Genomic DNA, 19,423 nt, shown 5'->3' with positions numbered 1-19,423 from the left:
GCCCCGGGTAGATTGACTGCGGACGGGAGCACCGTCGAGGAGGGGCGACGACATGGCACAGTGGGACGATCTGCATCCGGGGCGCGGCAACACCGGCGTGGTGAACGACGCGGCGACGCGCGTCGGCAACCGCAGCACGGGTACGGAGACCGTGCGCTCGGCACTGTCGACGGCAGCGACCGGGACCACGGAGGAGGTGTGGGCCGGTGACGCGGGAGCCGCCTTCCGGACCTCGCTGACCAAGCCGCAGACCCTGTGCACGGAACTGACGACGGAGTTCGCGGCCGTCCAGTCGGCCCTCACGGCGTACGCTGCCGAAGTCGACCGCATCCGAGCGGCCACCACCGCCGCGCACCAGGCCTATGCGAGCGGATACGCCACCTGGAAGGCCGCCGAGCAGGAGGAGAGCCTCTTCCCGCTCTCCACCTACACCTTCAACGCACCGAACCCCACCCTGCAGCCCGGCCTGTACGTCCCCAGCGGCACCAAGCCGGGTCTTGCGGACATGCGGCAGGCGGCGAACCAGCTCAAGGCGTTGGCCACCCAGCGACAGGCCGCGGACGATGCGCTCATCGCCGCCCTGGCCCCGCCGTCGTCACCGCGGTGGGACGCGATGCAGTCGGCGCTGAGCTTCGCGGGCATCGAGGACATCGACGAGCTGACCTACGACAACCTGGGCGACGCCTTCGCGAACGTCGCGGACGAGATCGCCGAGGGCGACATCACCGACGAGAACCTGCAGGCGATGCAGGACTTCTTCGACGTGTGGGGCGACGACACGTTCGTCATGTCGCAGTTCTTCCTGGAGGTCGGCGGCGAGAACACCGTCTCGATGATCGACAACCTCGGCGACGCGGTGATGGTCGACGGCCTCGCCGGAGCGACCGCCCTCGCCCTGGCGACCTCGATCCGCGGAGGACTCTCCACCGGCTCGCAGATCTGGATGCCGTCCACGTCGAGCGACTTCGCCGAGAGCATGCTCACCGGCGCCTCGTCGAGTGTGGGCGGGGCCGTCGCCGCGATCGGCTTCCTGTTCTCGGACGAGAAGAACCACCCGCTCGGCGTGAACCTCACCGTCGCCATGGCCGACGAGATCGACCGCATCGAGCGCGACCCCTCCAGCATGCAGTACGGCAACTGGACGGACTTCTCCCCGAACGCCGGCGGTCGCACCCTCGCCTTCCTGGAGGGCGAGCAGACCGGACTCGATGGCAACCGCGTCGACGACCTGGCCGGGCGCATCTTCTCCACCCTGGGCACGTACCCCGACGCCGCGCTCGACTGGCTGACGTCCACGGAGGACGACCCGTTCGGGGACGGCGACCTCGGCACGGGTCGGGTGGGCTACTGGTTCGGTGAACGCGATTGGAGCGCCAACACCACCGGGGACGGCTTCGAGGGTCCGAGCGCGTTGTGGGCGGGCGCCCAGCAGGCGGCCGGCGGCCCCGCGGACGCCGCACACACCTACAACCCGGAGACGTGGGAGCGCGTGGCCGAGCTCACGACCCAGGTGGTCCGCGAGCTCCTCTCCAACGAGTCGTTCCTCCCGGAGAACCTCACCAGCATCGGTCAGGTACGCCTCGCCGAGGGCATCTCCCTGTCGATGCCCTACTTCTCGGAGAACCTCAGCGAGAACGATCCCCGCACCGCCAGCGCGCTCTCCGTCCAGGACGCACTCATCGGAACCAGTGACCCCCGCGCGATCCCGAACCTCACGCAGACGCAGCTCTCGCAGTTGCTCGGGACGGCGACATGGAGCGACGGCGACACGCCCTCGGCCGGCGCTGAGGTCATCGGGCAGTCGGTACGGCAGTACCAGGACGCGCTCATCGGGCTCGCCGACCTCGCGCCCGCCGACAGCGGCTTCGCGACCGAAGCGCTCGCCCGTGTCGTCGAGCTGCAGGGTCTGCTGGACGGATCGAGCGCGGGAGCGGCGCTCGCCGAGGCGACGCGGCACGACGAGGCCGTGCAGGCCGCGATCGACGGTGTCGGGACCATCGTGGGACTCATCCCGATCCCCGCGGCCGGCGAACTCGTGATGGAGGGGGGCAGCGTCGTCATCGACATCGCTCAGAGCGCGGCGGTCGGGAACATCACCGACTTCGCCTCCGGGCAGGCCACGGCCGCGTGGGGCAACTCGCACGAAGTACTGTTGCAGGAGCAGCAGGACAGCGCCTCTGGTCGCGAGATCGCGATGATCACCACGATCGAGCAGCTTCTCAGCGATCTCGGGATGACCGAAGGGCTGTCACCCGCGGAGGTCACCGACCGCGCGGAGGCGATCATGGCCGACTACCAGCGCGGTGTGGAGGCCAGCACGTCATGGGCGGAAGGGCATTGAGGATGGCGCACAGAAGACCGACGTCGGTGATCGGAGTCATCGGGCTCCTGGCCCTCGGAACCCTGGTCACGGCGTGCGCCCCTGCTGCCGTGGAGGAGCCGACCGTCGCCTGGGCCGACGGCGAACCGTCCGGCGAGTGGGAGTCCGACCCCTGGGTCGAGGCGGTACGGGCCTCCGACACCGCCCTCAGCATCGCCACCGTCACCCGGGACTACACCTCGGATGCCCTCGCCCGCACGACCACGCCCGCAGCGATCGACGCGGCCGCGAGCCTCCAGCGCGACGAGGCCGAGGCAGGCCGCTTCTTCACGTACCCCGGTCCGGTTCCGATGATCCCGGTCGAGGTCGAGGAGCAGGGCGAGCAGGCCGTGGTGACCGTGTGCCAGGCGCGCGACTGGTACCTCGACGCCGAGCAGACCGAGCCGCCGTCGCTCGGCGACGGGCGTACCGTCGTCTACCGCGTCACCCGCGAGGAAGACCGGTACCTCGTCGAGACCGACAGCGTCACCACCGAGAGCTGCGACGTGTCGGAGGCGGCCGTCGGCCTGTTCGACCCTCAGCCGGACCCCACAGAGACCTATTCGCCCGACGATGTGAAGGTGCCGTGATGACCGATCTCCAGTTCGACTCCGCCGCCGTCGGTGCGACCGGCAGCACCCTGCAGTCCACGGCGTGGGGCATGAGCCTCGACGTGGACCTGGCGCTGGGCACCTGCGGAAGCTCCGCGGTCTCCGCAGCCGCGGACACATGGGCCCTGTGGGCCAAAGGCACCCTGCTGCAGCTGCAGAGCATGACCGCCGGCGCGGGCGTCGTCGCCCGCGACTCCGCGACCGCGTTCGAGACCCAGGAAGCCGAGATCACCAGCGCTGCCAGCAACGGCACCCCCTGACCCGCTCACGGGAATCGTGCTCCGTCCCCCTCGCGGACAGGGCACAATGGACGTGGAGGTGCCCGATGAGCGAGACGATCGAACCTGTTGCGCAGGCTGCGGCGGATGAGACCCTGACGAGCCCGCTGCACCTCCCGCATGCCGCCGCGGAATGCCCCAAGTGCTTCACCGAGCTGCAGGCGAACCGCGACTTCTGGCTCGCCCGCCCCGAAGGCTCCCGTCTGGTCGGCCTGGTCGTCTCTCGCGACGACATGCCCTCCGTCGTGGAGCAGCGCGCCGACCTCACGCGGTTCGGGGTTCCCATCGAGGGATTCCGCCACCCGGCACCCGACATCCTGGAGAGCTGGAACGACCGTATCGCCCGGCTCATCAACACGCTCAACCCGGGCGACGTCCTCGTGGTCGCGACCATCGCCGCCCTCGGCCGCAACAGCGAGGAGGGTGCCCGGACGGTGGCCGAACTCCGCCGCCACGGGATCATCGTCAAGGTCCTCAACCACAACGCACGCCACCTGGCCGACGCCGCCGCCGCCGTGCGCTGATCGCGGTCCGGACGCAGAAGAGGGGATGCCGGATCGGCATCCCCTCTTCTCGCTGAGACCTTACTGGCGGATCTGCGCGGCGAGCTGCTCGTCCGTCGACTGCAGCGACTGGGCTGCCACGTCGAGGAAGCGCGCCATGCCCTCGATACCGGCGATGGTCGCGGTCGCGCCCTGGTTGAACTGCGCGTAGGAGGCGTCGAACGCGCCCGAGGCGGACGTGGTCACGAAGCCGCCCGAGACGAGCTGCGACACGTAGGCGCGCAGGTTCTTGAGCTGAGTCTCGATGTCCTGCTGGCCCGTGCGGAGACGGCCAGCAGCGTCCTTCATGTCGGCGTAGCTGACTTTGAGGTTCGTCATGGTGTTACCTTCCGGTCGCCCCGGCGGGTGCCGGAGGTGTTCTTGTCCTTCGAGACTAACGAAGGGGACCCTCCGCGCAAATGGGGAGAAGTCCCCATCAGTTCCCCGGCGGCCGTCCGCCCCCGTCCGGACCGCCCTGCGGAGCGCCGCCGAGCCCGAGCACCCCGCGGGGGCTGAAGAGCGTGTCCAGGTCGAAAGCCGCTCCCTGATCGACCACCTCCTCGTCGGTGCGCGGAAGCAGACGCCCCGCGTAGGCGGGGCCCTGCGGCGTCGCTGCCGCTATGGCTTTCTTATGGACGTCGGCGTGCGGGACTCGTCACACGGTCTCGGGGATCACGAGCGGGAACTGCAGCCGCACGACCTTGCCGCGCTGCGCCAGCACCGCCCGCCCGACCGGGAACTCGCCGCGGCCGATGCGCGGCAGCGGAGCCTTGAGCACCAGCTCGCCGTCGATCGTCTCCGGCTGCAGCACCACCCCCCGACGCGCCTGCTTGATCTCGCCCAGCAGGCCGAAGTTGCTCGTCCACTCACTCGTGTCGCCGGTGAAGAGCAGGAGCAGCTCACCACGGGTCGCCCGCTTGACGAGGTCGGACAGCGGCATCTCCAGCAGCGACGAGGCGAACTCCGCGACGCCCTCGACGGCCACGACCGGCTTCAGCCCCTGCTCCGCCTTCTCGACGATCTCCGCCACCGCCGCGGTGCCGCTGATGCCGTCCGCCGCGGTCGCTGTCCAGGACACGGCATTACGCGCCGGCGAGCGGGTCGAGCCGAGGAACAGGGTCGGCGTGCCCGGCCGCGCCCGCAGCACCTGCTGAGTGATCGCGGCCAGGGCGTTGCTCTTGCCGCTCGCGGGCGGCCCCGCGATCACGAACGTGCCGGTCGGCTCGATGCCGAACGGACCCAGGTCGGTGTCCGCCAGACCCACCACGAGCTGGTCGCCGAGCGTCGCCGGTACCTCGTCGAGGCGGTAGCTGAGCGGCAGGGCGCGCACGGGCGGGGCGTCTGGCACACCACGGCGCGACATCGAGGCCGCCATCCGCTCGATCGCCAGGGACTGCTCCTTCATGCTGCGCGTACCGCCGATGATCGCGATCTGCGCCTCGTTCTCGCCCACGATCGCCCGCCCGGGGACCGACTCGGGCGTCAGGACGTCCTTCGGCACATTGAGGATGTTGTACGCGTCGGTGTCGGCCATGCGCAGCACCACCCGGCGCTGCAGCATCGCGTTCAGCGCGCTCGGGATGCTCTGGAAACGGTCGGCGGACAGCACGACGTGGATGCCCACCGCGCGGCCGTCCGACAGCACCTCCTGCAGCGCGTTGTAGGTGTCGGTGCGACCGATCACCGCCTCGTAGTCATTGCGGAACGCGGCGAAGCCGTCGATCAGCACGAGGATGCGCGGCTCGTCCGCCTTTCCCGACAGCGCCCGGTACTCGGTCAGCGTCGCCGCGCCCACCGCGGAGTAGGCATCGCCGCGGCGGTCGAGCTCGCTGCGCAGGGTCGCGAACAGACGCGCCACACGCTCGGCGTCGTCCCCCGAGATCACCGATCCGACGTGAGGAAGCGGTTCGAGCATGCGCAGGGCCCCTGAGCCGAAGTCCAGGCCGTACACCTGCACGGGGCCGCCACGCGGAGTGATGCCGGCGGAGACCGCGAGCGTGCGCAGCGCGGCGCTCTTCCCCGAGCCGCTGGTGCCGTAGATCACCATGTGGCCCTCGGTGTCCGGCAGGAAGTGGAACGGCACCTGCTCCTGGCGCTCGGGCTCGTCGATCACGCCGAGCAGCAGAGCGGCGTCGGTGCGCTGCGGAAGCTTGAGCTGATCGAAGGTCGGCGCGAGCTCGTCGAGCCACGGGCGGCGCGGCGGATCGACCTGCGCCGCCTGTGCCGCGAGGACCATCGTGCTCACCAGGCGCTGCTGATCGTTGGGCCCGAGATCCTCGTCGACGACGACGGCGTTCTCGTCGATCGGCAGCTCCCACGGACCCTGGTCCGTCGTGCCGAACGCCGCGATGGTCACGTCCGTGCCCTCGTCCTCGCCCAGGCTCCAGCCGCCGGAGTACGCCGACTGGAACAGCGTCATGCGGCCGGGACCCGTCTTCGCGATACCGCGACCCGGCGTGCCGGGGTCGAACAGCGCCGCATCCTTCGTGCCGATGACGTCGTTGCTGTCCGTCTCGTCGGCCATGCGCAGGGCGACCCGGAGGTTCGTGTTCGCCCGCAGGTTGTCCTTGATGACGCCCGCAGGGCGCTGCGTCGCCATGATGAGGTGGATGCCGAGCGAGCGCCCGCGCTGGGCGATGTCGATGACACCGTCGACGAACTCCGGGACCTCCTTGGCGAGGGCGGCGAACTCATCGATCACGAGCACGAGCGCGGGCGGGGCCTGCGGATCGCCCGCCCGCTCCAGCTCCAGGATGTCCTTGGCCTTCTTCCGGTTGAACAGATGCTCACGGTAGTGCAGCTCCGCGCGGAGGCTCACCAGCACGCGGCGCACGAGGTGCTCGTTCAGATCGGTCACGATGCCGACGCAATGCGGCAGGCTCACACAATCGGCGAATGCCGAGCCTCCCTTGTAGTCGACGAAGAGGAAGGTCAGGCGCTCGGGACTGTACTCGGTCGCCATGCCCAGCACCCAGGCCTGCAGGAACTCGCTCTTGCCCGACCCCGTCGTGCCGCCGACCAGCGCGTGCGGGCCCTGCTGCCGCAGGTCCAGCTGCAGCGCCCCCTCGGCACCGGCGCCGACGAGGGCGCGGAGCTTGGGCTGGTACCGCCGCGCGGAGCCGCTCTTTCGCCGGGAGTGGAGGGAATCGTTCTGCGTCCAGCGGTCGACGACGCTCTCCGGCTGCGTGGCCATGTCGCGCCCGAGCAGGTGGAGCATCGAGATCGTCCGCGGGACGTCGCTGCGGTCGAGCGCGACCTCTCCGGCATCGGTCAAGCGCGCGAGCGCCCTGGCGAAGACGGCGAACTGCTCGCGTGTCAGCTCGTCGACGGCGAGGTTCTCGACGACCTCGCCGAGGCGCACGAAGTGGGCGCTGTCCGTCGCGCCGAGCTCGACGAACGTCCGGCAGGAGGCGGGCAGCGTCGCGACGTCCTCGGTCAGCCACACCGGGAAGATCCCCCGCGACGCGGCGCGCTCCGAGAGCTGGATGAGGCGCCCGCGGTCGATGGGCGCATCCGGGGCGATGAGGACGACGATGGCCGGCTTCGGCACCCCGTCATGGCGGCTGCGCGAGTCCTCGCCGACCTTCGAGCCGCTGTTCGTCGCGGCCTTCTCGGCCTCGAGCGCGCCGAGCTCCACGGCGTCGCCGTTGCGCGTCGACCGCGTCGCGATGAGCTCCTCCAGCCGGGCGACGATCTGCCCGGCGGAGGTCGGTCCGTCGCCGATCGGCGGCACGCCGAGCACCGCCTGTGCCGACCAGGCGTGGGGCAGCCACTTGGTGTCGGCGAGCTGCGCACCCCAGCGGGGGCCCCAGAGCCCGACAACGCCGACGTCGGCCGGCGCGTGCAATCCCGTGAGCTGGGCGAGCAGGGCGCGCGCGTAGCCGGTCGAACGGCCGCCGAGGCCGGCGATGCCGAGGGCGCCGACATCCGTGAGGTCCTCCAGGATCGGCACCTGGGGCACGATCCGGGTGGCGTCGACCACGGCGTCGAGCTTCTCGACGTACTCGGGGATCGCCCGGTCGCGACCGTTCGAGTCCTTGACCGAGCTGCGCGACGTGGTGTCCCCGATGCCGAGGCGCACGTGCAGGAAGGACCAGTGCTCGGTGCGGCGGGTCCAGATCAGCGGCCCGGCGGCAAGAGCGGCGTCGCTGACCTCGCGGAGCAGGGGCACCTCGCGACGACGCACGTCGATCTCCCGCTCGCGCTCGCTCTCCAGCCGTGCCTCCAGGCGCTCGAGCTGCTCCTCGAAGCGCTTCTTGTCCTCTTCCAGCTCGCGCTTCTGCTGATTCTTCGTCGTCAGCCACGTCCCGATCATGAGCAGCGGCGACAGCGCCACGAACATGATCGAGAGGATGCTCTGGGTGAAGAAGTACATCGCGCCGCCCATGAGCAGCGGGGCGACGAGCGTGAGCAGCGGGAAGGGCTGCTTGCGCGCCGGGACGGGGAGATCGGTCCCGTCGAGCTCCTCGCCGAGGTAGCGCTCCTCGACGCGCGGCGAACGCACGAACTCGACCTGGCGGATCGACGCCTCGGCGGTCGTGGGAGCGGTCGCGCCCGTCTCGACCTTCACGCGGACGGGGGTGTCGCCCAGCACGACGGCGAGCTCACCGTCCGCCGCGACGAGACGCACGACCGAGGCTCCGTCGATGAGGATGCCGTTCGCGGAGTTCAGGTCGATGAGCTCGACCCGGTCGCCGATCTCCAGTCGCGCGTGCTTCTTCGACACGAGCGGGTCGTCGATCACGACGTCGCACGACTCGTCCCGTCCGAGCACGATGGTGCCGCGGGTCAGGGCGATCGAACGCGCGCCCTGACCGGAGCCGACCTCCATGCGCCCGACCACGGGCCGCTGCTCGTACGACGCCGGCACGACGCGGACCGTGGCACCGTGGGCGAGACCCACGTGCGCGAACGTCGACTCGGGCGCCAGCAGGTCGCCCGCGCCGGCCACGACCGAGCTGTACGCCTCCAGCGTCACCGCCGACGGGTCGGCGTGCGCGAACGCCCCCAGCGGGTCGGCCCGGACGATCATCGCTGCGATCTCGCCGATCGTCGCCGTGCTCTCGGCCGTGACCTCGATGTCGCTGGATGCCGCGCCCTGACGCAGCAGGGTCAGCCGTACCTTCACTCGTTGTCTCCCTCTGCCTCGCTCGGCTGCGGGGCATCCAGCAGCGGGAGGTCGTCCTTCGTCACCAGCCGTGAGGCGATGACGTGCTCCACCAGGCGCGCGCGCCGATTGGTGGCGAAGCTGCGCTGGCCGCCCCGCATACCCGGCACGCCCACGCGGTCGAACTTGTCGCACACGTTGTCGAGTTTGCGGTTGAAGCGCGTCACGGTCCAGCCGAGCCGCTCGGCCGCCTTGGCCGACGAGGGGATCTCGCTCATCCCCGTGCCGTCGCGCCGCAACTGCGGCTCGGCGAGGGCCAGGATCAGCAGCTTCTGACTCACGGTGAGCGGCACGTCCCCGATGGTCGACATGCCGTCGTCGTCGTAGTCCCGCTTGGTGGCGCGGAACGCCGGCTCGGCGGCGTGCAGCACCAGCTCGTAGGTCGTCGGGCCGGCGCTGAACACGACCGTGGTGGTCTCGAAGACGAGCGGCAGCCGGGCGCCCGGCGCGAGCCACGCCTGCACCCCACCGGCAGAGTCGGTGACCGTGGCCGTCAGCCGCGTGCCGATGTTGCTGAGCCACCACAACCCGTCGCCCTCACTGATCTCCAGGAAGTGCCGGTGCAGGAAGAGGTTGTCGTCGAGGGTGAGGTCGCCCTCGCGGCCCACGATGAAACGGCTGCCCTGGGCGATCGGGAAGTACTCCCCCGCGAACTCGACCGTGACTCTCGCCGCCCCGCTCATCCGACGCATCCCGTCACCGGCTCGGACGCCCGACCGTCCTCGCGGCGCAGCATCACCTCGATGCAGACCTCACCCGCCGAGGCGGGCGCGAACGTCACGGTCGCCTCAGCGGCCTGCTTCACCGCGCCGTCGGCGGCGCCCCCGGTCTCGGTCCAGATGTAGCTGTCGCCCTCGCGGGGGTCGGGGTTCTGCCAGGTGAAGGTGACCTGATCGCCAGAGCGTGTCCCGGCGAGTTCCGTGACCTTCGGGACCGCGTCGGACACCGGGTCCTGCGGATCCACCGCCGCCTCGGTGGTCTCGGGCGCCGGTTCCGGCGCGAGCCCGGCGACGAGGAGGTTGAGGCCGACGATGCCGCCGACGACGATCACGACCGCCGCAGCGGCCAGGCCGATCCAGAGTCCGCGGCGGGACCGCGGCTTCTCCGGCGCGACGGTGTCGGCGGCCGGTGCCGGCGCGGCGGGTTCGGCGGCCGGCGCGGGTGACGGCGCCGGCACGGGAGCGGCCTCCGGGTGTACGACCTGCGGCGGTCGGAGGATGGTCCGGTCGTCGCGGTCAGGGCCGGGCGCCGCCGGCGCGACGGGAGCCTCCGGGGTGGCGACCGCGGAATTCGCAGCGGCATCGCGGCGCTGGGTCTGCTCCACGGCATCGTCGACGCGCACGGGGAGCGTGAACCGGGGCGCGTCCGGCACGACGACAGCAGGCCCCTTCGGCTGCGTGGCCGCGGACGGACGGGTCGAGGTGGAGGCCATACCGGGGTCGATGCTGACGATCTCCCGCACCCGCGTGAGACCGTCGTTGTCGTCCTCCAGATCCTCCGCAGGCGGGTGGTCGTCGACGATGTCGATCGGCGTCACCGAGTGGGAGAGCTCGATCTGGATCTTCTGCAGGGCGCGGGCGAAGGCCACGGCGCTGGGGAACCGGTCGTCCGGATTCTTCGCCATCGCCCGCTCGAGCAGCCGCTGCAGGCTCTCCGGGGAGTCCGGTCGGGCGAGCGCCGGCAGCGCCGCCCGCTCGATGCGCTCGATGAGGTCGGCGCTGGAGTTGCGCTCTCCCGGACGCTCGAACGGCGACCGCCCGGCGAGCAGGGTGTACAGCGTGGCGCCGAGAGCCCACACATCGGTGCGGGGGCCGCTCTGCGGCGGCTCGGCGAACGACTCGGGCGGGGACCACGGGATCGACATGCCCGAGGACTCGCCGGTCGCGCCCGTCGTGGACGCGATGCCGAAGTCAGTCAGCGCGGGACGGTTGTACTCCGTGACGAGGATGTTGGCGGGCTTGATGTCCCGGTGCAGGACGCCGGCGCGGTGAGCGGTCTCCACCGCGCCCGCGACCTGGATGCCCACGCGCAACGCCTCGGCCACCGAGAACGGCTCCTTGCGGGAACGGAGCTGCAGGTTCGGCCGGGGGCAGTACTCCATCACGAGGTAGGGGCGGCCGTCTCCTGCGACTCCCGCCTGGTAGATCGTGACGATCGCGGGGTGGGTGGACAGCATGGCCATGACGTTCGCCTCGTCGGCGAACTCCTGCGCCGCACCGCTGGAGATGCGATCGGCGAGCAGCACCTTGACCGCGACCCGGCGCCGCGGCATCTCCTGCTCGTACAGGAAGACGTCCGCGAAGCCACCGGTGCCCAGCGGCTCCACGTACGTGAAGCCGGGGAGGGCGGGCGGCGGGGAGGGGCGACGGCTCACGGCAGGTCCTCGAAGGCGACAGTCACCCCGTCGCCCAGGTCGACCACGTCGCCGGACAGCACGAGCGTCTGCTCGCCCGGGTGCAGCCGGACGGGGTCGGCCCCGGGGCGGAGCAGCGTCGAACCGTTGGTCGTGTGCAGGTCGATGACGACGACCGTGTCGCCCTCCGGTCGCACCTCGAGGTGGCTGCGCGAGATGTCCTGCTGGGGACTGTCGACCGCGATCAAGTGCGGCATGTTCGTCCCACTGGCGCGGGTGGACCGCGGGCGGCGGCCGATGATGACGGTGCGGTCGAGCGTGACGACCTGGCCGGTCGAGACGCGGATGCGCCCGGCGGCGACCGCGGCGGGTTCGGCCACCGGGATGACCTCGGTCGGTGCGTCCGGCGCGGCGGCCGGCTGCTGGCGGAGCTCGCGCAGATCGGCGGCGGAGATCGTCGAGCCGTCGTGGTCGCCTCCGGGATCCACGACGGCCGGGTCGGCGGCGGCCGGCTCGGGCTCCTCGCTCGGGCGCACAGCGGCGGCCTCGATGGGTGTGTGCACGGTCTCGCCCCAGAGGTGGTCGAACTCGTCCACCGGAGGCGCGAAGGTCGCTTCGGTGGGTACGAGCGTCGCCTCGATCACCGCGTCGTCGGTCACCGGCGTCGGCGACTCCGTCTCTTCCTCCGGGACGGACGGCTCCTCCTCCGCCGCCGCCGGCACAGGCGCGACGACAGGCGGGGGCGGCAGCGGCACGGAGGTGCCGGGCACGGGCGCCGCGGGCAGCCCGGAGACGGGGGGCGCGGTGGCCTGCGGGGCGGCGTCCGTGGCGGGCGGTGTCGGGCGCACGGACTCGTCGAGTACCGGCGCCGGTCCGGCGCTGTCGAGCACGGTGTCGGCATCGGCCGGCTCGATGTCCGCGGTGACCGCCGCCGCGAGCACGATGCCCGCGTGGACCGGGAGCGCGGTGCCGCTGCCGTCCTCCTCGACGGTGAGCTCGATCGTCGCGGCGCCGGGCACGAAACGCTCGCTCCAGGTGGTCACGTCCGCGCCCGAGAAAGCGGCCGCAGAAGTCTCGCCCCCGGTCACGCGCACGGTCAGCGGACCGCGGACGGCGACCCGCGCATCCGCGCCCTCCAGCACCGCGGCCACGAACGACGGCATGGCGGCGAACGATCCGCCGGCCTGCGTCGTGAGCACGTCGATGACCGTCGCGAGGCTGCGCTCGGCGGGCAGACGTTCCCACAGCGCCGTGACGGTGGCTCCGGGGACGTCCGGCGGCAGCGCCACCAGGGCGCCGGGGATGACGATCAGGTACCACTGTCCCGGTCGGTAACTCGTCTGCATCAGCGAACCCCTCCTGCTGCGGCCTCGCGCGGGCGCGTGTCGGCGTCGATGTCGGTGTCGTCGGACAGGAGGCGCGTGCCCGGTCGTGAGGCGACCGACACGGCGTCCACGACGACCACGGTGATGTTGTCGCGGCCCCCGGACTGCACGGCCTCGTCGATGAGGACGTCGGCGGCGCGCTGCGGGTCGGGCTCCGCGGCGAGGATCTGGCGGATGCGCTCGTCGGGAACCTCGGTGGTGAGCCCGTCGGAGCACACCAGCATCCGGTCGCCGAGCTCGGCAGGGAACAGCCAGTAGTCGGCGTCGCCCGTGCTGCTGGCCCCGATCGCCCGCGTGATGATGTTGCGACGGCGGTCGGTCGCCGCCTCCTCGGCCGTCAGCTCGCCCGACTCGATGAGCTCCTGCACGACGGAGTGATCGACACTGATCTGCTCCAGCTCCCCGTCCGCGAAACGGTAGGTGCGGGAGTCGCCGATGTTGACGGTGAGCCAGTAACCCATGCCCTCGACCGAGGCGACCACGACGCCGCTCAGGGTGGTCCCCGCTCGACCGTTCCCCGCGGTGGACAGGTCCTCGACGGCCTGCCGCGCCCGAGCCAACGCCTCGAGCAGATCGTCGAGTTCGAGGTCGGTGCGGCCGATGTAGCGGGCGAACTCGTCGATCACGGCCGCGCTCGCGCGCTCCCCCGCCTCGTGTCCGCCCATGCCGTCGGCCACGAGGAACAACGGTGCCGAGGCCATGTAGGAGTCCTCGTTCAGAGGACGACGGAGTCCGGAGTGCGTGGCCGCGCCGGTGGACACGAGGAGCGGGGCGCTCATGCGTAGCCTCCGACCATCACGACCCGGTCGCCGATCTCGATGACGTCGCCGAGCCGGATCGGGACGCGCTGCCCGGGCGGGCACGCGATCCGCTGCCCGTCGCGCACGATGGTCAGGCCGTTGGTCGAGTGCCGGTCGAGCACCCAGCCGCCGGAGGTCTCGGACGCGGCCTCGAAGTGCGTCTTCGACAGCGAGAGCGTCTCGTCGCGCACGGGCACCACGGTCGCGCCCTCCTCCACTGCGGGGTTGCGCCCGAAGACCGTCCGGCGCGAGACCGGGATCCGGGTGCCGTCATCCCACGTGAACACGAGCCGGTGACCGGGGATGCTGATGCGCGTCTCCTCGAGGTCGTCGTCCTCGGTCACGGTGGCCGGAGTGGCGGCCGCGCCGGGTGCCGCCACAGGAGCGCGGACCGCCGCGGCCGGCGGGGCGGGCGGCGCGGGCACGGCGGACGGAGTGGCGGGAGCAGCCGCGGGAGCGGGAGCAGCCGCGGGAGCGGGAGCAGCCGCGGGAGCGGGAGGTGCCGGCGGGGCAGCAGGGGGCGCGGTGTCCGTGGACGCGGGAGTCTCCGCGGCGGGAGTCGCCGGGGCGGGCGGCATCGGCGGGCGCACCGGGCGTGAGCCCTGGGTGATCCCCGGCACGTACGCGATCATCCCGGAGTCAGACGTCGGCAGGGGCGGCGCTGCGGTCGTTGCGGGAGAGCCGACGGGCGCCGCAGGGGTCGCCGCGGGAGCGGCGGGCGCACCGGCCGGGGCGAACCCGGGCATCGGCGCGGGAGGGAGCCGCTCGAACGAGGGGGCCGGCAGCAGCGGCGGAGCCTCCTCGACCGGGACGGGCTCCGGCTCGGGCTCCGGGGCCGGGACCTCGGCATCGAGCATCAGCGACCCGACCGCCTTGTCGTGCCAGCCCTGGAACCGTCCCGACCCGTCGAAGAGCGGGCTGAAGTAGCCGACCACGATCGCACCGGCCAGCCCGAACACGATGTTGCGCAGCAGCGCCCGACCGAAGCCGATCGCTGAGCCGTCGGCCGCCGACACGAGCCGCAGCCGCTGCAGGCGCATCCCGACGGAGCCAGCGCCGGTCTGCATCACCGTGTACACGACGAACCAGGCGAGCAGCAGCAGGCCCACGATCGGCGCCCCGATGAGCAGGGTGGTCAGCATCGCCTCCAGGCTCCCGGAGAACTGCGCCACGAGCACCAGTGCCCCGCCGAGCAGGGCGCCGAGCACGCCGGCGATCGCGGCGTCGATCAGGTAGGCGATGGCACGGCGGGAGATCGGCGCGATCTGTTCGAGCGCGGGCTGCGTCATGGGGTCTCCCTCTCGGAGGACGACGGCGTCGTGTCCTTGTTGCTCTCGATGGTGCCAGGTTCGCGCCGCACTCGGGCGGCCGCGGCGTCCTTCAGGCTCTGGAAGCCCTGCGAGACGGCGCTGCCGCCCAGCAGCGAGCGCAGGCTCAGGCGTGCCTTGACGCGCTTCCAGAACCCGGCCTCCTCGCCCAGGCCGCCGACGATCTCATCGACCTCCTGCCAGAAGGCGTCCACGTCCTGGGGAGTGGGCTCGGTGGGCCCGAAGACCTCGGCGTCGGCGCGCGCGGCCAGTCCGGTCACCCGCGGCACCGTGAGCGTCGAGGCGACGACAGCGGCCTCCTCCCCCCGCGTGCCGTTCGGAGCCAGTCGGGCGCCGTAGTCGATCGCCCGGTCGGTCAGCTCGTCCCAGCCGCCGCTGATGCGGTCGGCGGTGCGAGGAGCCGATCGGCGTGAACGGCGACGCGCGGCCTTCCACGCGCCGATGACGATGAACGGTGACATGAGCAGGGCGATGACCGCGAGCGAGATCCCGCCGATGAGGAGGATCACTCCGATGATCTCCGCGAGGTTGAGCGTCTCGTCCTCGGACTCGCGGTCGTCGGGCAGCGTGGGCGGCAGGTCGACCGGCTCCTGCGGGGGAGGCGGCGGCTGCAGCACCTGCGGCTTCGGGTCCACCCGCGGCTTCGTGTTCTGGTCGTTGGGCACCTGGTCCTCGGGCGGCGTCGGGTTGAAGGTCACCCAGCCGACGCCGTCGAAGTTCACCTCGACCCACGCGTGCACGGTGTCGCCCGTGGCCTCGAACACCGCCGCGTCGGCCTGCTCCTCGTCCGGGTAGTACCCCATGACGACCCGCGCCGGGATGTCGAGCTGGCCGGCGAGCAGGGCCATGGCGACCGCGTACTGTTCGTCGTCGCCGATCATCTGATCGGCGCCGACCAGCGTCGAGATGCGCTCGGCCGTGTGCCCGGCGCGGGACAGCACCTCGCCCTCCAGGCCGTGGCTGAAGAAGCCCCCCTCGGCGAGGAAGTTCTCCAGCGCGCGCACCTGCTCGATCGGGGTCTCGGCACCGGCCACGGTCTCGGCGGCGAGCGAGGTCAGCTCCTCCGGCACGTTGCTCGGCTTCGGCATCGTGACGCGGCCGAACGGTACCTCGGCCAGTTGCTTGTCGTCGGGCTGCGTGGGGAGGATCGCGTCGACCGCGTACTCGTCGCCCTTCCCGAGCGTGGGGGTCGCGACCGCGGTGCCGGTCGCCGTGTTGACGTAGGTACCCCGCCGCAGGTCCTCGGCGCGGTCGCCGTCGAACCGGATCTCCGCCAGCTCGCCGGCAGTCGGCATCCAGACGCCGCGGTAGCCGTCGATGGCGATCTTCAGCGTGACGGGCACGCCCTCGGCCTCCGGCGCCATGTTCGACCGGAGAGGAGAGAAGGCGCTCGACGAGGTCGGACCGCCGTCGGTGACGTTGTAGACCATGCCGTCGAACTGATCCATGACGGCTGTGCGGATGCGGGCGCCCTTGGGCAGCCCCTGCACCGTGAACAGCGTTTCGTCGGCGTCGTCGCGCACGTTCTTGCGGAACGCCTGCAGGGGGCTGGGGTAGTCGCGGATGTCGAAGGGCGGGATGATCACGTCGCGGAAGACGTGCCGCGGCTGCGCGGGGGAGGCGATCGCACTCGTGGCGACGCCGGCGCCCCCGGCGACGGCCAGCACGGCCACCCCCGCGAGCAGGCGTCGGGTGCGCATGTGGGCGGCCCGTGCGGGATCGACCTCGCTCACCGAGACCGCCATGTTCTGCGGCGCCCACAGCTGACGCAGCGCGAGCCATGCCATGCTCACCACGGCGAAGACGAGCCCCTGCACGAGCGGGAAGGCCGGCTCCGGCGTGCCGAGGGCGATGACGAGCATGAACAGCACGCCCGCGGGGATCAGTGCCCAGGCCACCCGGTCCAGGCGCAGCGCGAGGGAGGCCGTCACCACGGTGAACACCAGCGACAGCAGGAAGGGGACGATGAGGTGACCGTCCGCCGCCGCGACCGGGGCGACGGTCGTCAGCATCTGCTTCCATGACGTGACCGTGCCCACGGCGAGCTTCTGCAGCGTCTCCAGCGACGGGATCACGCCCAGGATGGCCGTCTGCGGTACGGCGAGCGCCCCGCCGAAGAGGAAGTAGGCGGCGAGCGTCAGCCCCGTGACGATGAGGATGCCCCACCGGCGCCAGGCGGCGACGGCCGCGATCGCGAGGCCGAGCAGCATGCCGCCCACCACAGCGGGAAGGAACGAGGGCCCGGCGAACGTCGGCCAGAAGCCGACCAGGGCCGTGACCATGAGCAGCACGCTGGCCGCGAGGTCGAGGATCCAGCGGCGCAGGGCGAGGCCGCCCGGTGCCGGAGCGGACGCGGTCATGCGAGAACCTTCTGCAGCGCGAGCGGGAGCTGCTCCAGCGCGCCGACGGTGACGACGTCCGCCTCGCCGATCCGGCGCAGGGACGGGGCGGACGCGGTGGTGTCGGTGACCACGGCCAGCACGCGGGCGCCGAACGGCAACCGGGAGCAGGCCAGACGGAGGTCGTCGGCGCGCACCCGCGAGCCGCAGACGAGTACGACCACGCTCGCGAGGGGCATCGTGGCGGCCACGACACCGGCGAGTTCGGCGATCCCGCCCTCCCGCGGCTTGCTGTGCTCCACCGCGGAAAGGGAGTCGAGGAGCTGCTTCCCCGTGCCCGACGGCAGTTCGCGCCCCTGCACGCGGAGGTCGACGCGCTGCGAGTCGCGCAGTGCCCGGAGCCCGATCGACCCGGCTGCGGAGATGCCGAGCTCGAAGTCGTCCGCGGTGTCGTAGTCGGCGGCGGACCGGGACAGGCCGATCACGAAGTGCGAGCGCCGTGTCTCCTCGTACTGGCGGACCATCATCGTGCCGGTGCGCGCGGTCGAGCGCCAGTGCACGTGCCGGAGGTCGTCTCCCGGCTGATACTCGAGCAGGGCGTGGAAGGAGACGTCGTCGCGGGAGAGGTCGGCCGCCGGGAGCCCTTCGAGGTCGCGCAGGTAGCCGAGCGACTGGCCGTCGAAGAGGACCGTGCGGGGGTGGACGAAGAGGTCCACCGGCTCATCTCGCCGATGCGCCCGTTCGAACAGCCCGAGCGGATCGCCGCGCACGACGCTCACCGGTCCGACCTTCACGACGCCGCGACGGTGGGTGGGGATGGCGAAGAGCTCCTCGGCCTCCTCGCCCGGCGCGAGCCGCTGGATGCCGAACTCGCCACGGCCGGATCCCACGGGCAGCACGACGCGCGACGGCAGGATCGCCCGCGTCCCCCGGTTCGCGAGGGTCAGTGCGCCGACCGCCCGCTCTCCCACGACCACGCGGGTGCGGGCCAGGTCGAGCGAGACGTCGTACGCCGTGCGTCCGATGAGGAACAGGGCGCACACGGCGACCGCCATCGCGATCACGACGGCGGCCACGGTGAACTCCACCCAGCCGGCGAGCTGCCCGAGGACCCAGAAGCCCACCGCGAGCGCCATCAGCACCCAGGCGAGCGGACGGACGGCGGCGGCGATGAGCCGGAGGCGCGCCAGGACCCGCGCGCCGACGACGGCCGCGATGTCCCGCCACCCGGCGTCGCGATCCGTCGGCGCCGGCGGCGCCTGCAGGGCCTCCGCGGTCATCAGGCCGCCGTTCGCGCCTGGGGGGCCGCGACGCCGTCGAGCACGCGGCCGATGACGGTCTCGCTGCTCGTGCCGGCGAACTCGGCCTCGGCGTCGAGCAGCAGGCGGTGCTGCCACACCGGACGGGCGAGCGCCTTGATGTCGTCGGGAAGCACGTAGTGCCGGCCCTGGGCGGCTGCCCACACCTTGGCGACGCGGACCATCGCGATGGCTCCGCGCACCGAGACGCCCAGGCGGATGGCGCTGTCGGCACGCGTCGCCTCCGCCAGCTCTGCGACGTAGCGGAGTACGGCGGGCTCGACGTGCACGGTGGCGGCGAGGTCAGCCATGTCGGCTACGGCGCTCGTGGTGATGATGGCCGACAGGCCGGCGGAGGGGTTGCGGTCGGAGGCACCGGCGAGGATGCTCTCGGTCACGGCGAGGTCGGGGTATCCGATCGAGGTCTTGATGAGGAACCGGTCGAGCTGCGCTTCGGGCAGCTTGTACGTTCCGGCCTGCTCCACCGGGTTCTGGGTCGCGATCACGAGGAACGGGCGGCCCGTCTCGTGCGTGACGCCGTCGACCGTGACCCGCGACTCCTCCATGACCTCGAGCAGTGCGGACTGCGTCTTCGGGGAGGCGCGGTTGATCTCGTCGGCGAGCACGATCGACGCGAAGATCGGACCCTTGTGGAACTCGAACCGGTGCGACTGCTGGTCGTAGATCGTCACACCCGTCACGTCGGAGGGCAGCAGGTCGGGCGTGAACTGGATGCGCGCGCTCGTGCCCTGCACCGTCGCGGCGAGGGCCTTCGCGAGGCTCGTCTTGCCGGTGCCAGGGGCGTCCTCCAGGAGCACGTGGCCCTCCGCCAGCATCGAGGCCAGCACGAGACCGACGATCTCGCGCTTGCCCTGCACCGCCTTGTCGACGTTCTCCACCAGGCGCTGGAAGGTGCCGTGGAACCAGGCGGCCTGCTCGGGGGTCATTGTCATGGAGTCACTG

Annotated in this window: 14 protein-coding genes; 4 read left to right on the top strand and 10 right to left on the bottom strand. The window is 71.8% G+C overall.

The features are described 5' to 3' along the window. The first annotated feature begins 52 nt into the window (after positions 1 to 52). From FY549_RS06720 to FY549_RS06705, 4 genes are all read left to right on the top strand, one after another. Entirely contained in the window at positions 53 to 2,341 is a 2,289-nt protein-coding gene (locus FY549_RS06720; protein WP_149084356.1) for a hypothetical protein, read from the top strand. Positions 2,342 to 2,343: 2 nt separating this feature from the next. Then, positions 2,344 to 2,949, top strand: a complete 606-nt coding sequence (locus FY549_RS06715; RefSeq protein ID WP_149084355.1) for a hypothetical protein — start codon at positions 2,344 to 2,346, stop codon at positions 2,947 to 2,949. Then, positions 2,949 to 3,230, top strand: a complete 282-nt coding sequence (locus tag FY549_RS06710; protein WP_149084354.1) for a hypothetical protein — start codon at positions 2,949 to 2,951, stop codon at positions 3,228 to 3,230. Before FY549_RS06715 ends, FY549_RS06710 begins: the two co-directional genes overlap by 1 nt. Before the next feature lie 65 nt (positions 3,231 to 3,295). Further along, entirely contained in the window at positions 3,296 to 3,772 is a 477-nt protein-coding gene (locus FY549_RS06705; RefSeq protein WP_149084353.1) for a recombinase family protein, read from the top strand. Between the two features lie 60 nt (positions 3,773 to 3,832). Here the strand turns inward: FY549_RS06705 and FY549_RS06700 are convergent, their stop codons facing one another. The 10 genes from FY549_RS06700 to FY549_RS06645 all read right to left on the bottom strand — a co-directional run bounded on the left by FY549_RS06700 (position 3,833) and on the right by FY549_RS06645 (position 19,413). Next, the gene (locus FY549_RS06700) at positions 3,833 to 4,129 is read right to left on the bottom strand and encodes a WXG100 family type VII secretion target (RefSeq protein ID WP_017204355.1); all 297 of its coding nucleotides are present in this window, start codon (positions 4,127 to 4,129) and stop codon (positions 3,833 to 3,835) included. 316 nt (positions 4,130 to 4,445) lie between these two features. Then, positions 4,446 to 8,918, bottom strand: coding sequence for an FtsK/SpoIIIE domain-containing protein (locus FY549_RS06690; RefSeq protein ID WP_149084352.1), 4,473 nt, complete (start codon positions 8,916 to 8,918; stop codon positions 4,446 to 4,448). Next, a complete protein-coding gene (locus FY549_RS06685; RefSeq protein WP_200838601.1) occupies positions 8,915 to 9,640 on the bottom strand; it encodes a hypothetical protein in 726 nt (241 codons plus the stop codon). The genes FY549_RS06690 and FY549_RS06685 overlap by 4 nt, the downstream gene beginning before the upstream one ends. Then, positions 9,637 to 11,331, bottom strand: coding sequence for a serine/threonine-protein kinase (locus FY549_RS06680; protein WP_149084350.1), 1,695 nt, complete (start codon positions 11,329 to 11,331; stop codon positions 9,637 to 9,639). The genes FY549_RS06685 and FY549_RS06680 overlap by 4 nt, the downstream gene beginning before the upstream one ends. Then, positions 11,328 to 12,656 (bottom strand): FHA domain-containing protein, encoded by a 1,329-nt coding sequence (locus FY549_RS06675; protein ID WP_149084349.1) that lies wholly within the window; start codon positions 12,654 to 12,656, stop codon positions 11,328 to 11,330. The genes FY549_RS06680 and FY549_RS06675 overlap by 4 nt, the downstream gene beginning before the upstream one ends. Then, complete coding sequence (locus FY549_RS06670; RefSeq protein WP_149084348.1) at positions 12,656 to 13,474, bottom strand: PP2C family protein-serine/threonine phosphatase; 819 nt, start codon at positions 13,472 to 13,474, stop codon at positions 12,656 to 12,658. Before FY549_RS06670 ends, FY549_RS06675 begins: the two co-directional genes overlap by 1 nt. Next, entirely contained in the window at positions 13,471 to 14,784 is a 1,314-nt protein-coding gene (locus FY549_RS16485; RefSeq protein ID WP_187614941.1) for an RDD family protein, read from the bottom strand. Before FY549_RS16485 ends, FY549_RS06670 begins: the two co-directional genes overlap by 4 nt. Further along, positions 14,781 to 17,183, bottom strand: a complete 2,403-nt coding sequence (locus FY549_RS06655) for a transglutaminaseTgpA domain-containing protein (RefSeq protein WP_149084346.1) — start codon at positions 17,181 to 17,183, stop codon at positions 14,781 to 14,783. The genes FY549_RS16485 and FY549_RS06655 overlap by 4 nt, the downstream gene beginning before the upstream one ends. Continuing rightward, a complete protein-coding gene (locus FY549_RS06650; protein WP_149084345.1) occupies positions 17,180 to 18,442 on the bottom strand; it encodes a DUF58 domain-containing protein in 1,263 nt (420 codons plus the stop codon). Before FY549_RS06650 ends, FY549_RS06655 begins: the two co-directional genes overlap by 4 nt. Further along, on the bottom strand, positions 18,442 to 19,413 hold the full coding sequence (locus FY549_RS06645; RefSeq protein ID WP_149084344.1) for an AAA family ATPase: 972 nt from the start codon (positions 19,411 to 19,413) through the stop codon (positions 18,442 to 18,444). Before FY549_RS06645 ends, FY549_RS06650 begins: the two co-directional genes overlap by 1 nt. Between the last annotated feature and the right edge of the window lie 10 nt (positions 19,414 to 19,423).

It is taken from the genome of Microbacterium sp. 1S1, from assembly GCF_008271365.1.
Lineage (GTDB): Bacteria > Actinomycetota > Actinomycetes > Actinomycetales > Microbacteriaceae > Microbacterium.
The sequence above is the reverse complement of the archived record's forward strand: the minus strand, read 5'-3'. Positions and strand labels throughout refer to the sequence as shown.

What these genes read in the sequence shown, in the direction of transcription:
- FY549_RS06720 (WP_149084356.1), top strand. Translation starts at nt 53, where the DNA reads ATGGCACAGTGGGACGATCTGCATCCGGGGCGCGGCAACACCGGCGTG.
- FY549_RS06710 (WP_149084354.1), top strand. Translation starts at nt 2,949, where the DNA reads ATGACCGATCTCCAGTTCGACTCCGCCGCCGTCGGTGCGACCGGCAGC.
- FY549_RS06675 (WP_149084349.1), bottom strand. Translation starts at nt 12,656, where the DNA reads ATGCAGACGAGTTACCGACCGGGACAGTGGTACCTGATCGTCATCCCC.
- FY549_RS06685 (WP_200838601.1), bottom strand. Translation starts at nt 9,640, where the DNA reads ATGAGCGGGGCGGCGAGAGTCACGGTCGAGTTCGCGGGGGAGTACTTC.
- FY549_RS16485 (WP_187614941.1), bottom strand. Translation starts at nt 14,784, where the DNA reads ATGACGCAGCCCGCGCTCGAACAGATCGCGCCGATCTCCCGCCGTGCC.
- FY549_RS06715 (WP_149084355.1), top strand. Translation starts at nt 2,344, where the DNA reads ATGGCGCACAGAAGACCGACGTCGGTGATCGGAGTCATCGGGCTCCTG.
- FY549_RS06650 (WP_149084345.1), bottom strand. Translation starts at nt 18,442, where the DNA reads ATGACCGCGGAGGCCCTGCAGGCGCCGCCGGCGCCGACGGATCGCGAC.
- FY549_RS06645 (WP_149084344.1), bottom strand. Translation starts at nt 19,413, where the DNA reads ATGACAATGACCCCCGAGCAGGCCGCCTGGTTCCACGGCACCTTCCAG.
- FY549_RS06700 (WP_017204355.1), bottom strand. Translation starts at nt 4,129, where the DNA reads ATGACGAACCTCAAAGTCAGCTACGCCGACATGAAGGACGCTGCTGGC.
- FY549_RS06670 (WP_149084348.1), bottom strand. Translation starts at nt 13,474, where the DNA reads ATGAGCGCCCCGCTCCTCGTGTCCACCGGCGCGGCCACGCACTCCGGA.
- FY549_RS06655 (WP_149084346.1), bottom strand. Translation starts at nt 17,183, where the DNA reads ATGACCGCGTCCGCTCCGGCACCGGGCGGCCTCGCCCTGCGCCGCTGG.
- FY549_RS06705 (WP_149084353.1), top strand. Translation starts at nt 3,296, where the DNA reads ATGAGCGAGACGATCGAACCTGTTGCGCAGGCTGCGGCGGATGAGACC.